Raw genomic sequence first — 11,718 nt, forward strand, 5'->3', positions numbered from 1 at the left:
GCCGTTGCGAGATTCTGCTTTGAAATCGTGGCGCGCATTTGTCTTTACAAGAATCGTTTGCGATTCGTGGCAATTTACAATGGAATCTTAAAAATTAAGGCGAGATTTTAGATTATATTGTTTTGCTAGCAAGGACAAGTTGGTGCGTCCTTGCAAAGAATTAAGAATCTATTTTTATAAACATTGGATTCCACGCCTTAGAAGCAACTATTACAGAATCTCCACTCTGCAAATTCTTAACTTCCTCTTCACTCGCGGTAATTTGGATAATCTCATTACCCACAAGCACACTCACGATATAAACCAATCCATTCTTGCTTACTTCCAATATTGTCCCACTTTGTCGGAACTTCCCACTTGGCAAGCCATTTAAGAAAACTTCATCAGGAGTTCCTTGCTTGTCAATCTTACCCAATTCTAAATGCACAACAAAGTTTGAGAGAAAAAATACTTCACTAAAATTATGACTAACCAAAAAAGTGGTTAGCTTAAAATGCTGATGGATACGCAACAATTCTTCTTGCAATTTACGCGACATTGCAGAATCTAATGCAGAAAATGGCTCATCAAGCAGCAGGATTTGCGGATTTCTCACCAATGCGCGCGCCAAAGCCACACGTTGTTGTTGCCCACCACTTAACATATTTGGCTTAAACTTACGCAAAGCACACAATTCCGTGATTTCTAGCAAAGATTCCACACGCGATTTATCGGCATTTTTTGGCAAAGCAAAACTTAGATTCTCCTCCACGCTCATATTTGGAAATAGCGCGTAATCCTGAAAGACAAACCCGATTCTACGTTTTTGAGGTGGTAGATTGATTTTTGCACGCGCGTCATACCAAACCTCCCCATTGACTTCAATCACTCCAGAATCCGGTGAATCTAATCCTGCCAAAATGCGTAGAATCGTAGTTTTCCCTGCTCCACTTTTGCCAAAAAATGTAATAAGATTTTGGGGTGTTAGCTCACAACGAACCTGCAAAGTCAAATCGCCCTGCGCACTATGGAGCTGTTTTTCAAAATCCAAAAATATCATTTCGCACTTCTTTTGTTAAGATAAAAAGTAAGGAGTAAAATAGAAAAAGTGATGACAAACAAACTCAAGGCATATTGGTGTGCCAATGCATAATTTAGAGATTCCACTTCGTCATAAATCGCGATACTAGCCACGCGCGTTTGCCCTTGAATATTGCCTCCAATCATCATCACAACGCCAAATTCTCCAATCGTATGCGCAAAGGTTACAACTACTCCTACAAGCACGGAACGTGAAATATTGGGCAACAATACAGAATAAAGAATCCTAAAACGACTTTTTCCAAGCGTCAAAGCCGCTTCAAAGAGTGATTTGGGTAGAGCCGCAAAACCTGCTTGAATAGGATTTACCATAAAAGGTAGCGAAAAAATCACAGAACCAACAATCAAACCTTCAAAACTAAAAACAAGCTTGAGATTGAAAACATCTAATAAAAATTTTCCCAAAGGACTTTGCGGGCTAAAGGTAATCAAAAGATAGAATCCAAGCACACTAGGAGGCAACACGAGAGGCATAGAAACAACTGCTTCCAAAATCGGTGCGATTCTACTTCGCGTAAAAGCCAAAAAATAACCCAATGGAATCGCAAGTAATAGCAAGATAAAAGTCGTAAGAAATGCAACCTTAAAAGTCAAAAGCATTGTGATTGCAAAATCATTCAAATTCTCCACCTTCCACTCCTTTGTATTCCTATTGCTGCCTTAGATTGTAAATTTTTGTATCAAAAAAGAGCATAATCTCATTCTCGGGAATGTGCCAAAAGACAGAATCTCCTACTTTAAGCCCATTTTGCTCCACAAAATCCAAAGCGCAAAGCACATCAATCGTGCCGTTTTCTGCATAATTTGAAGCAAGTGTCAAACGCGCAAGAATACTATCTTGAGTAATTTTTAAAATTTCAGCCCTAAAAGTATTGTGTATGCCTTTTAATTCTGTCGCTACGATGATATTGTTTTCTTTGAATCCTAATTGCAGGGGCTGATGTAACAAATGAGAAACAAATGCGGAATCTTCTAGCAGTAGCACAAAAAGATGACTTTGAGATTCCACATTTTGTGCTACTTCTTGTGTTGGTTGAAACCTTTGCGGACTAGAAATAGAATCCAAACGCACAAAAAGGCGTAAAATGCCTTTTTGCTCGGTAAAAGACTCTAAGATTCCGTGTAATTTATTCAACGCTATAACCAAATTTTAGAAATTTTTCTTTTGCCTCTTTGCCTAAAATATAAGCTTTAAAATCTTTTGCAAGTTTAGAATCTTTCCCATAATTTGGAATCACAAGTGCTTGATTAATTGGTTGATAAAGGCTTTCATCAATGCTTACATAACTCATTTCTTTTGTGTGGATTCCACCTTCTCCAAGCATTGAAAGCGCAGTGAAGCCTACCTCTGCATTTTTGGATTCTACATAAGTTGTCGCCGCACCGATACTTTCACCTGTTACAAATTTGGATTCTACCTTATCCAGCATTTTTGTAGCAGTCAGTGCTTCCACAGAAGCCCTACCATAAGGTGCTACCTTTGGATTTGGAATAGAAATATGCGTAATTTTAGGATTCAAAATATCTTTAAATTCTTTGAGTTTAAAATTCTCATTATTGCTCCAAAGCACCAATTTACCTTTTGCGTAGATTTCTTCTTTTGCAGGTGCAAGCTTTTCTTCATATAATTTTGCAGGATAACTTACATCTGCAGCAACAAACAAATGAATGGGGGCTCCATTTTTAATCTGCGCATAAGCCTTGCCACTTGAAATATATGAAATCTCAATCTTATCCTCTGGCTTATTTTTCAAAAAATCATTCTTGATTTCTTCTAATACATACTTAAGCGACGCCGCGCCCAAAACTTTAATTTCCTCTGCTTGCGCACTTAAGGATAAGATTAACCCACAAACTCCAGCAATCAAAAACTTTTTTGTAAAATTCATTTTTTCTCCTTAAATACCTAAAATTACATTGTTGGATTTGAATCCAAACCAAACTTTTTGCCCTACTTTTAATGCAAGATTCTTTTGGGATTCTTCCGTAATCACCGCGGAGAATCTTGCATTTTCACATTCCATTTCTATTTCACAATTTACTGCACCATCTGTGATATGCTTTATCACACCGCCAATACAATTCTGCATAGAAGTGCCTTTGGGCTCTTCGCTAAAGACTACAATCCAATTCGCCTTAATCAGCGCATAGGCTTTCAAACCAACCTTTAGCCCCAAATCCTTAAGAGAATGCAAAGTAATCGTGCTAGAAATACGCATAGAATCATTGATTTTTAACACCACTTCAGCATTGACTTTGCCCTCTGTAATGGACACAATCTCACCAAACAACTGATTTCTTGCACTCGTTTTAATCATAAATCTCCTTTTAGCACTATCACTCCAATTGGAATAATCCATTATGGAATCCCAATCGTTTAAATTGCCTTCAAAAAGTGTAAAAAGCTCTTGTTGGACGCGTTCCATTTCGCGAAAGATTCGGATTGCTTCTAATCCTTTTTGTGTAATTTGTGTGCCACCACCGCCTTTGCCGCCTGTTACACGCACAACTAAAGGCTCATTTGCGACATTATTCATCAAATCAATGCTATCCCACGCAGCTTTATAGCTCATTCGCATTTCTTTTGCTGCTTTGGAAATAGAACCACTTTGAGCAATTCGCTCTAGCAATTCTACCTTGCCGTGCCCTAAGAAATTCTTGCCCTGCTCTTTAACCCAAAGCCTTCCTTGCACTCTCATTTTAAGCCTCCAAACTCAAATCATTTCGCTTTTTTGCCTGAATCTCCAAACGAAACTAGCGAATTATATTTTAATATATAACGATTGTCAATACCTAAAATTTAGATTCGCTTTGCTATAATACGCGTTATTTTTATGAATTTTAAGGGGATTTTATGCAAAAGCAATTTAGCGGTAAGGCGTGGAAGTTTGGAGATAATATTGATACAGACTTAATCATTGCTGCAAGATACTTAAATACAAGTGATACAGCGATTCTAGCTTCGCATTTAATGGAAGATGCGCGTGCGGGATTCGTCAATGAAATCAGTCAAGGCGACATCATCGTAGGGGGTGAAAATTTTGGCTGCGGTTCTAGCCGAGAACACGCTCCTGTAGCGATTAAAGAGGCAGGGATTAGCGCGGTAATTGCCAAGAGTTATGCAAGAATCTTTTATCGCAATGCCTTTAATACAGGCTTGCCAATCTTAGAGATTCAAGAAGCAGATTCCATTAAGGAAGGAGATACATTAGAAATAGACTTGCCTAACGGGGTAATTAAGAATCTCACCCAACAATGCACCTATCCATTTGCTCCGATTCCACCTTTTATGCTTGAATTATTGACAAGTGGCGGGTTAATCCCCTATGCCAAAGCGCAAAATCTAACCAAATAATCTTTATAAAAAGGCAAAAAATGACAACTTACAAGATTGCTGTTATCAAAGGAGACGGAATCGGTCCAGAAATCGTCAATGAGGCGATTAAAATATTAAAAATTACTGCACAAAAGTTTAATTTTGCACTTCATTTTGAAGACTTTTTGATGGGAGGTATTGCGTATGATTTGACACAAAATCCACTTCCTGAAGAAACGATTGCGGGTTGTTTAGCATCTGATGCAACTCTCTTTGGTGCAATCGGTGGTGAAAAATGGGATAATCTACCGCGCGAACTTAGACCCGAGAGCGGACTTTTGCGTTTAAGAAAAAGCCTAGAAGTTTTTGCAAATTTCCGTCCAGCAAAAGTTTATAATGAACTCCTTGAAGCAAGCACTTTAAAGCCCGAAATCGTGCAAGGAGTAGATATACTTGTCGTGCGAGAACTCATCGGGGGAATCTATTTTGGCACTCCAAAGGGACGCGATAAGAATCGTGGCTATAACACAATGGTATATAGCGTAGAAGAAGTTAAAAGAATCGCACACACAGCATTTAAAGCCGCACAAAAAAGAAGTAAGAAAGTTTGCTCTGTGGATAAAGCAAATGTGCTAGATGTCAGCCAACTATGGCGAGAAGTCGTTAGCGAAGTAGCAAAAGAATATCCCGATGTGGAACTTAGCAATATGTATGTAGATAACGCGGCAATGCAGTTGATTCGCAATCCTAAGCAGTTTGATGTGATTTTGACAGGCAATCTTTTTGGAGATATTTTGAGTGATGAGGCAAGTATGCTTAGTGGTTCTATCGGTTTATTGCCCTCTGCATCTATCGGCGGAAAGGCTGCCATTTACGAGCCAATTCACGGAAGTGCTCCCGATATTGCAGGACTTGGAATCGCAAATCCAATCGCTACAATTGCAAGTGCTGCGATGATGTTGCGCTATTCTTTAGGGGAAATAAGAGCAGCAGATGCGATAGACTATGCGATTGAAGCGGTGCTAAAAGAAGGTTATCGCACAAAAGATATTGCAAATTTCGGTGCTAAGGAAGTTTGCTCGTGTGAGCGTATGGGCAGCGTGATTGCAGAACATATTTAAACCCCGATGAGGAAACGCGTTTTAAAGCTTTCCTCCAGCCACAATTTTATTATTAAAAAACATTCTATAATAAATATAAACACAAAGTGCAATTCCCGCACCCACAAATCCAAGATTTGCAATCCCTAAATACTGAATCACGATTCCACCTATAAATGCTCCACTTCCGATACCGACATTATAAATTCCAGAAAACATTGACATTGCCACAGCAGTGCCAACAGGAACTAATTGTAATACTTTTGCTTGGAGGGTAAGATTAAATAATGTAATACACAAGCCCCAAAGCACACAAATCAATAATGCCCCAAAAAGACTAAATTTCGCTCCAATCAAACTTATAAGCGCAATAAAAATCCCAAAAATTGCAAAATTTAAGAAAAATGTCTTGTATGTATTATAATATTTAGAAAATACAAAACTTCCCACAAAACCAATACCCCCAAAGACAATCAATACCATTGTAATAACATTTTCTCCAAAATTCGCATACTGCATTAAAAAGGGTTCAATATAGCTATACACAATAAAATGTGCGCTAACTAGGCAAAGTGTGATTCCATAGATTCCAAGTAATTGTGGAGTTTTGAGGAGTTTTGGCAAGCTTCTAGGAGAAATTGCGCCTCCGCTAGGTATTTTAGGCAAACTCTTAACCAAAACCAAAAGAAGCAGAAATGCAGCGATTCCAATGCTTAAAAAACTAATCCTCCAACCTAAATGCAATCCAATCACTCTTCCTAAAGGCAATCCAGCAATTAATGCAATACTTGTACCTGTCGCAATGCAACTAAGTGCTACACTTTCCTTACCTTTAGGGGCTACGCGCACTGCCATTGGAGTAGCAATAGACCAAAATAATGCGTGCGCACAAGCAACTCCAATTCTAGATAGCATTAATGTCCAATATCCACTAGATAGTGCAGAGCCAATATGGCTCAAAACAAAAAGCCCAACAACGAAGAGTAGAAGCCGTTTCATTTCAAAGCGAGAACAAGCCAACATCAAAGGCAATGACGCAAGTGCCACCACCCAAGCATAAAGGCTAATTAAAAACCCAGCTTCCGCCTCGCTTACACCAAAATCCTTTGCAATCAAACTCAAAAGACCTATGGGAACAAACTCTGAAGTATTAAATATAAATGCCACAAGACTAATGGCAATAACAGCCAGCCACATTTTCCAATGATAAGTTGAATGATTTGCTTGAGAATCCTGCATAATTCCTCCAAACAAAGTATGTAATGGAACTTTAGCCCACCAAGGCTAGAATAATCAATAGATTTTAATTAATGGATTTTTGAATAAAATATTCTTGTGTAACGCAAATAGAATCCTCCCCAATTTCTACCAATGCTTCACTTTGATAACGTCCTTCCTTTTGCACTTCAAAGCTTTGGCTTTGCCACAAACCCTCAACCAATTCACCCTCCCCTAGATTCTTATCCTCTTTAATTGTATTTGGTCGTGTAAGAAAAAAACTTACTTTAGCATCTGTTTCTATCTTGCCATTTTTTTTATTACTCAAGCGTAAAAAGATTTGGCGAAAACTCTTTGTGTCTTGCTGCAATGCACCTTCAAAAGAAACATTATATTTATTCAAAAATGATTCGCGGCTTTTGACAATCTCGTTAATATTTGCGTCAATCTCTTGCGAACTGCGTTGGCATATACTTTGCAATTCAACAGGATTCATAACTGCCACTTTAATAGTTAGCACAATAAGCCCTACAACAACCATTGCAAGCAAAAAGATTCCAAAAGGCCAATAATTTTTCATTTATTTCTCCTCAAATACACAAAAACAAAAAGCAAAAGTAAGACAAACAACATTACATAAAGCACTATACGTACAACACTTTGTCCTTTATTTTGTTTGGGAAAACTATGTTCAAGCTCCACATTTCGTGATTGGGCAATCCTATCGGCAATATCTACAAAACCATTGAGCAAAAAGGCAGATATACTTTGTTGTGTAAGGTCTTTATCAGATTTTGGAATCAAAGGCACAATATAATCCCAATAAACCGTCCGTTTATCAAATAATTTTTCAGCCTCTGCACTCGCAATGATATTTATTTTTTTTTCTTTATGCACAAAAAAAAGAAGAACAAAAGGTTCTTTTAGATTTTGTAGATAGTTTTGTTCTTTCTCTTCAAGATTTATTCCCTCTAAACCTTCAAGAGCAACAACATACATTGAAACACCTGTTTTTTCAAACACTTCATTGGATAATACTTCTATAAAATCTGTTGTTTTTTTGATAAGCTGATTTTGGTTTTCCAACACATAGGTTTTACCCAAAGCCAATGTGCAAAAAAATAGGGAAAGAATCCCTATTTTAAGTGCTTTCAACATTCATTAACCAACATAAAGAAGCATATTGGGAATAAAAGCAACTGCAATAGATGCAACAATCACTACAATATGAGCTACAAAAAGAATTTTTTCTAATCCACTATATTCAACCATTATTTCGCTCCTACTTCTTTATAATGCTGAGCATTGTCAGCACTTCTCATTTGCAAAGTGTTTGCATTTTCAATCGTATAAGGATTGTTTGCTTGAGCACTTTGTGTTACTACTGCTGTATAGCCAAGGCAGAAAACAACAGAAAGTAACAAAACAACTGCTACGATAAAGCCCAAAAGTCCATTAACTCCAAATAAACCATTCATACTCAAACCTCCTTAGTTTTTCTCTGAATAGATAAAGTGCGCCAAAGCTTCTTTTTGCTTATCAGTTAGCATTTGAGTTTTAAAAGTTGGCATAATACCAATATGTCCTTTTTTACCTTTTTCAAGCACTTCAGCTACAAATGCTGGTGTTCCATATTTGGTAAGATCTGGTGCCATACCACCCATTCCTGCTCCATCTTCACCATGACAAGCGTTACATGTTGCAGCACTATAAAGCTCTTTACCTTTTGCAACCAAGTCTGGATATTTTGTACTTTTAACTTCAGAAATTTCTGCCATTACATAAGCAGCAACTGCTTTTTGTGCTTCTTCAGAATCTACTACACCGGGAGCAACTTCACTAAGAGGCAACATATCTCCTAACATATAGCCTAAACCTTTACTACCATTTTTAATTGTTGTAATGATTCCTTCTTCTCTACCCCACTCTGCCAAATTTGCTGCTGTGCCATTCATCCCTTCCGTAGTGATTCCATGGCATTGTGAGCATTGAACCAAAAATAAATTTTGTCCCATTTTTGTCAAAGTTTGAGCATCAATATTCTGCCATTGTGCTTCAAATTTTGCATTATAAGCTTTTACCTCATCGTTATATTCCCCAATTTGTGAATAAGTGTTGAGAGGATAACCTACAAACCAATACCATAAACCCCAAATCAACAATACAAGATAAGTAGCACCCCATCCAATTGGAATATCATTTTTAAATTCTTTAATGCCATCCCAATCTTCACTTGTTAATTCACCTTCTGCCTTGCTATCTTTCATCTTTTTGATGTAACCACCGACAATGAAAATAGTCAAAGCTAAAATTGCTACGGCGCCAAGCAATCCAAGTTGATTTACACTGTCGCCCAAGTTAAACCATTCCATTTAGCTCTCCTTCTTTTCGTCTTTATTATTTCGTTTTTCCACTAAAGCATCATTTAGGTCATCATCTAACGCAAGTCTTGCGTATTTTTCATAATCAATTTTTCCACTTCTTTGGCTTTTGTAAAGATGAAATATATATCCATACAACAAAAACACTAATAGAATTGTAATAAACCAATAAGCATAACCTTGAATGATTCTTATCGTTTCATATTCCACGATTAGTTAGCCCTTCTTTTTTGTCCCAAGCTGTTTAAATAAGCAATCAATGCTACAATTTGCTTAATTTCGCCTCTTTCAAGTGCAGCTTTTATTTCTGGATCTTTCATATCCTCTGCTAAAATTTTTGCTTCTGCTAAAATCTCTGCTCTTGCCGCTTCTAAATCACCTAACTTAGGATTATTTTCTGTGTCATAAGGCATTGAGAAAACAACTTTTTGTGTATAAGCTTCCGCATAAGCAGTATCTACATCTACATTTTTATTGTATAGATGTTTATATGCTGGCATAATAGAACCCGGAACTACCGCAGTTGGGTCTAACATATGCTCTTCGTGCCAATCTGTGGTTCGGACATCACCTACACGATGCAAATCTGGTCCTGTTCTTTTAGAACCCCACAAAAATGGTCTGTCATAAGCATATTCACCACTTAAACTATAAGCACCATAACGATCTGTTTCTGCCTTAAATGGACGAATTAATTGAGAATGGCATGCATTACAACTTTCGCTAATATAAACTTGACGCCCTGCTGTTTCCAAAAGCGTATAAGGTTTGAGATTCTCTGTCGGACGTGAAGCCTTAGCAAAATCTGGTAAAATCTCAACTAATCCCGCAATTGAGAACACTAACAAAAAGACTACCGTAAAGAAAAACGGATTTTTTTCCAACCAATGAAACATCACAAGCCTCCTTTACGCTGCCATTGGAGTTGCATATTTAGGTTCGCTCTCAAGCTCCCTACTAGCAACAATGGTCATAATAATATTATAAACAAAGATGATAAAGCCTAAGAAATACAATACTCCACCAATTGCTCTAATTGTATAATATGGCATTAATACAGTTACAGTATCAATAAATGAGTAAGCCAAACTTCCAAACTCATCTGTCGCTCTCCACATCATACCTTGTGTAATTCCTGCAATCCACATACTTGAGAAATAAAGAATAATCGCAACGGTTTGCACCCAGAATTGAATATCCATTAGTTTTTTAGAGTAAATTTCACGTTTGAATAATCTTGGAGTCATATGATAACAAGCTGCAATGATTGTAAAAGAAACCCAACCCAACGCTGCATCATGCACGTGCCCGATAATCCAATCTGTAAAGTGCGCTAAAGCGTTAACGGATTTAATAGATTGAATTGGTCCTTCCAAAGTGGTTAGCATATACCAAGTAGAAGCTAAAAGCAAGAATTTAATGAGCGGAGATTCTTTAAGTTGATGCCATTGTCCCTTCATAGTTAATAGCATATTTACTGCTGTTCCCCAAGATGGCAAGATCAAAACAACTGAAAAAATTGAACCCATTGTTTGCATCCAATCTGGAACAGTAGAATAAATAAGGTGGTGGCTACCAGCCCAAATATAAACAAACATTAATCCCCAAAATGAAAATAAAGTCAATTTATAAGAGAAAATTGGTTGTCCTGATTCTTTAGGCAAGAAATAATAAATCACACCGATAATTCCTGAAGTGAAAACAAATGCAACCGCATTGTGTCCAAACCACCATTGCACCATCGCATCATTTGTTCCTGCATATAAAGAAATAGAATGCCAAACAGATCCTACTTCAGCAACTAAATAAGTTGGAATCGAAAGGTTATTAAAGATATAAAGTGCAGAAATTGCTACAAATGTCGCAATAAAATACCACAAAGTAATATAAATAGTTTGTTCGCGCCTAACACCCATTGAACCGAAGAGACTAACTCCCCATAACACCCATACAACAACAACTAACAAATCCAATGGCCACACAAGTTCAGAATATTCTTTTGACTGACTCATACCAGCAAACAAGCTAACAACCGCTAGTGCCATTAGCACAATATAAACCCAAAAGTGTAAATGACCAACCACTTTTAAAAATGGGTGTTCATTATAAGAAATTTTTAGGACTCTTTGTCCCAAATAATACCAGGCTGTCCAAATACCACTCAATGTGAATCCATAGATGATTCCATTTGTGTGTAAAGGTCGCAAGCGTCCGAATGTTCCGAACTCACCGGCTAAATAATTAAGGTCTGGGAACGCCATTTGACAAGCTATCACAACACCCAACAACAATCCAACAATACCAAATGCGATCGTTGCAAAAAGAAATAGTTTTGCAATGGAGTAATCATACTCTAACGCAGGATTTGATTGCATATTTGCTCCTTCCTCTAAGATTTCCCTTACATATTTTATAGAGAATCCCAATATTTTATAAAATAAAGCATAATTACTAGCTTAAAATTCACAACAAATAGCTAACGAAATAAGAGAAAATGTTTAGATTCTTAAAAATCTTAATATTTTTTAAATAAAACAAAATAGAATCACACTCTAAGGCATTTATTAATTCGGTAATTTACCCCTGTCTCTTATAAAAATCTTACGCTGCCTACGACTACTTA

The 11,718-nt window shown here is 37.1% G+C and carries 15 protein-coding genes; 2 read left to right on the forward strand and 13 right to left on the reverse strand.

Translation table 11 applies throughout. The annotated features are described in order from the left end of the window. Nucleotides 1-160: 160 nt before the first annotated feature. The 5 genes from K2N75_RS06585 to K2N75_RS06605 are packed head-to-tail and all read right to left on the reverse strand — an operon-like array spanning nt 161 to nt 3,779. Nucleotides 161-1,039 carry an ATP-binding cassette domain-containing protein gene (locus K2N75_RS06585; RefSeq protein WP_297679561.1) on the reverse strand — a complete coding sequence of 293 codons (879 nt, stop codon included), beginning with the start codon at nt 1,037-1,039 and terminating at the stop codon, nt 161-163. Then, complete coding sequence (gene modB, locus K2N75_RS06590; protein ID WP_297679598.1) at nt 1,036-1,680, reverse strand: molybdate ABC transporter permease subunit; 645 nt, start codon at nt 1,678-1,680, stop codon at nt 1,036-1,038. The genes K2N75_RS06585 and modB overlap by 4 nt, the downstream gene beginning before the upstream one ends. Before the next feature lie 49 nt (nt 1,681-1,729). Continuing rightward, nucleotides 1,730-2,215, reverse strand: a complete 486-nt coding sequence (locus K2N75_RS06595) for a hypothetical protein (protein ID WP_297679562.1) — start codon at nt 2,213-2,215, stop codon at nt 1,730-1,732. After that, on the reverse strand, nt 2,208-2,969 hold the full coding sequence (gene modA, locus K2N75_RS06600) for a molybdate ABC transporter substrate-binding protein (RefSeq protein WP_297679563.1): 762 nt from the start codon (nt 2,967-2,969) through the stop codon (nt 2,208-2,210). The genes K2N75_RS06595 and modA overlap by 8 nt, the downstream gene beginning before the upstream one ends. Nucleotides 2,970-2,978: 9 nt before the next feature. Further along, on the reverse strand, nt 2,979-3,779 hold the full coding sequence (locus K2N75_RS06605; protein ID WP_297679564.1) for a TOBE domain-containing protein: 801 nt from the start codon (nt 3,777-3,779) through the stop codon (nt 2,979-2,981). 155 nt (nt 3,780-3,934) lie between these two features. On the opposite strand from K2N75_RS06605, the gene K2N75_RS06610 reads away from it, so the two are divergent. Together K2N75_RS06610 and leuB are read left to right on the forward strand one after the other, a co-directional pair. Further along, nucleotides 3,935-4,435 (forward strand): 3-isopropylmalate dehydratase small subunit, encoded by a 501-nt coding sequence (locus K2N75_RS06610; protein WP_297679565.1) that lies wholly within the window; start codon nt 3,935-3,937, stop codon nt 4,433-4,435. 20 nt (nt 4,436-4,455) lie between these two features. Then, nucleotides 4,456-5,517 (forward strand): 3-isopropylmalate dehydrogenase, encoded by a 1,062-nt coding sequence (leuB, locus tag K2N75_RS06615; RefSeq protein ID WP_297679566.1) that lies wholly within the window; start codon nt 4,456-4,458, stop codon nt 5,515-5,517. 21 nt (nt 5,518-5,538) lie between these two features. Here the strand turns inward: leuB and K2N75_RS06620 are convergent, their stop codons facing one another. The 8 genes from K2N75_RS06620 to ccoN all read right to left on the reverse strand — a co-directional run bounded on the left by K2N75_RS06620 (nt 5,539) and on the right by ccoN (nt 11,470). After that, entirely contained in the window at nt 5,539-6,735 is a 1,197-nt protein-coding gene (locus K2N75_RS06620; protein WP_297679567.1) for a sugar transporter, read from the reverse strand. Between the two features lie 64 nt (nt 6,736-6,799). Further along, nucleotides 6,800-7,294 carry a hypothetical protein gene (locus K2N75_RS06625; protein WP_297679568.1) on the reverse strand — a complete coding sequence of 165 codons (495 nt, stop codon included), beginning with the start codon at nt 7,292-7,294 and terminating at the stop codon, nt 6,800-6,802. Further along, a complete protein-coding gene (locus K2N75_RS06630; RefSeq protein ID WP_297679569.1) occupies nt 7,291-7,872 on the reverse strand; it encodes a TPM domain-containing protein in 582 nt (193 codons plus the stop codon). Before K2N75_RS06630 ends, K2N75_RS06625 begins: the two co-directional genes overlap by 4 nt. A 113-nt stretch (nt 7,873-7,985) precedes the next feature. Beyond that, nucleotides 7,986-8,192: a DUF4006 family protein gene (locus K2N75_RS06635; protein ID WP_115551700.1), complete on the reverse strand. Its 207-nt coding sequence runs from the start codon at nt 8,190-8,192 to the stop codon at nt 7,986-7,988. A gap of 12 nt (nt 8,193-8,204) precedes the next feature. Continuing rightward, nucleotides 8,205-9,086 carry a c-type cytochrome gene (locus K2N75_RS06640; RefSeq protein WP_297679570.1) on the reverse strand — a complete coding sequence of 294 codons (882 nt, stop codon included), beginning with the start codon at nt 9,084-9,086 and terminating at the stop codon, nt 8,205-8,207. After that, complete coding sequence (locus K2N75_RS06645) at nt 9,087-9,305, reverse strand: cytochrome c oxidase, cbb3-type, CcoQ subunit (RefSeq protein WP_297679571.1); 219 nt, start codon at nt 9,303-9,305, stop codon at nt 9,087-9,089. Between the two features lie 2 nt (nt 9,306-9,307). Next, a complete protein-coding gene (ccoO, locus tag K2N75_RS06650) occupies nt 9,308-9,991 on the reverse strand; it encodes a cytochrome-c oxidase, cbb3-type subunit II (RefSeq protein WP_115551703.1) in 684 nt (227 codons plus the stop codon). Nucleotides 9,992-10,003: 12 nt separating this feature from the next. Beyond that, complete coding sequence (ccoN, locus tag K2N75_RS06655) at nt 10,004-11,470, reverse strand: cytochrome-c oxidase, cbb3-type subunit I (protein ID WP_297679572.1); 1,467 nt, start codon at nt 11,468-11,470, stop codon at nt 10,004-10,006. Between the last annotated feature and the right edge of the window lie 248 nt (nt 11,471-11,718).

The sequence above is a fragment of the Helicobacter sp. genome (assembly GCF_029067145.1).
Classification (GTDB): domain Bacteria; phylum Campylobacterota; class Campylobacteria; order Campylobacterales; family Helicobacteraceae; genus Helicobacter_D.

What these genes read in the sequence shown, in the direction of transcription:
- K2N75_RS06585 (WP_297679561.1), bottom strand. Translation starts at nt 1,039, where the DNA reads ATGATATTTTTGGATTTTGAAAAACAGCTCCATAGTGCGCAGGGCGAT.
- modB (WP_297679598.1), bottom strand. Translation starts at nt 1,680, where the DNA reads ATGCTTTTGACTTTTAAGGTTGCATTTCTTACGACTTTTATCTTGCTA.
- modA (WP_297679563.1), bottom strand. Translation starts at nt 2,969, where the DNA reads ATGAATTTTACAAAAAAGTTTTTGATTGCTGGAGTTTGTGGGTTAATC.
- K2N75_RS06605 (WP_297679564.1), bottom strand. Translation starts at nt 3,779, where the DNA reads ATGAGAGTGCAAGGAAGGCTTTGGGTTAAAGAGCAGGGCAAGAATTTC.
- K2N75_RS06610 (WP_297679565.1), top strand. Translation starts at nt 3,935, where the DNA reads ATGCAAAAGCAATTTAGCGGTAAGGCGTGGAAGTTTGGAGATAATATT.
- leuB (WP_297679566.1), top strand. Translation starts at nt 4,456, where the DNA reads ATGACAACTTACAAGATTGCTGTTATCAAAGGAGACGGAATCGGTCCA.
- K2N75_RS06620 (WP_297679567.1), bottom strand. Translation starts at nt 6,735, where the DNA reads ATGCAGGATTCTCAAGCAAATCATTCAACTTATCATTGGAAAATGTGG.
- K2N75_RS06625 (WP_297679568.1), bottom strand. Translation starts at nt 7,294, where the DNA reads ATGAAAAATTATTGGCCTTTTGGAATCTTTTTGCTTGCAATGGTTGTT.
- K2N75_RS06630 (WP_297679569.1), bottom strand. Translation starts at nt 7,872, where the DNA reads ATGTTGAAAGCACTTAAAATAGGGATTCTTTCCCTATTTTTTTGCACA.
- K2N75_RS06635 (WP_115551700.1), bottom strand. Translation starts at nt 8,192, where the DNA reads ATGAATGGTTTATTTGGAGTTAATGGACTTTTGGGCTTTATCGTAGCA.
- K2N75_RS06640 (WP_297679570.1), bottom strand. Translation starts at nt 9,086, where the DNA reads ATGGAATGGTTTAACTTGGGCGACAGTGTAAATCAACTTGGATTGCTT.
- ccoO (WP_115551703.1), bottom strand. Translation starts at nt 9,991, where the DNA reads ATGTTTCATTGGTTGGAAAAAAATCCGTTTTTCTTTACGGTAGTCTTT.
- ccoN (WP_297679572.1), bottom strand. Translation starts at nt 11,470, where the DNA reads ATGCAATCAAATCCTGCGTTAGAGTATGATTACTCCATTGCAAAACTA.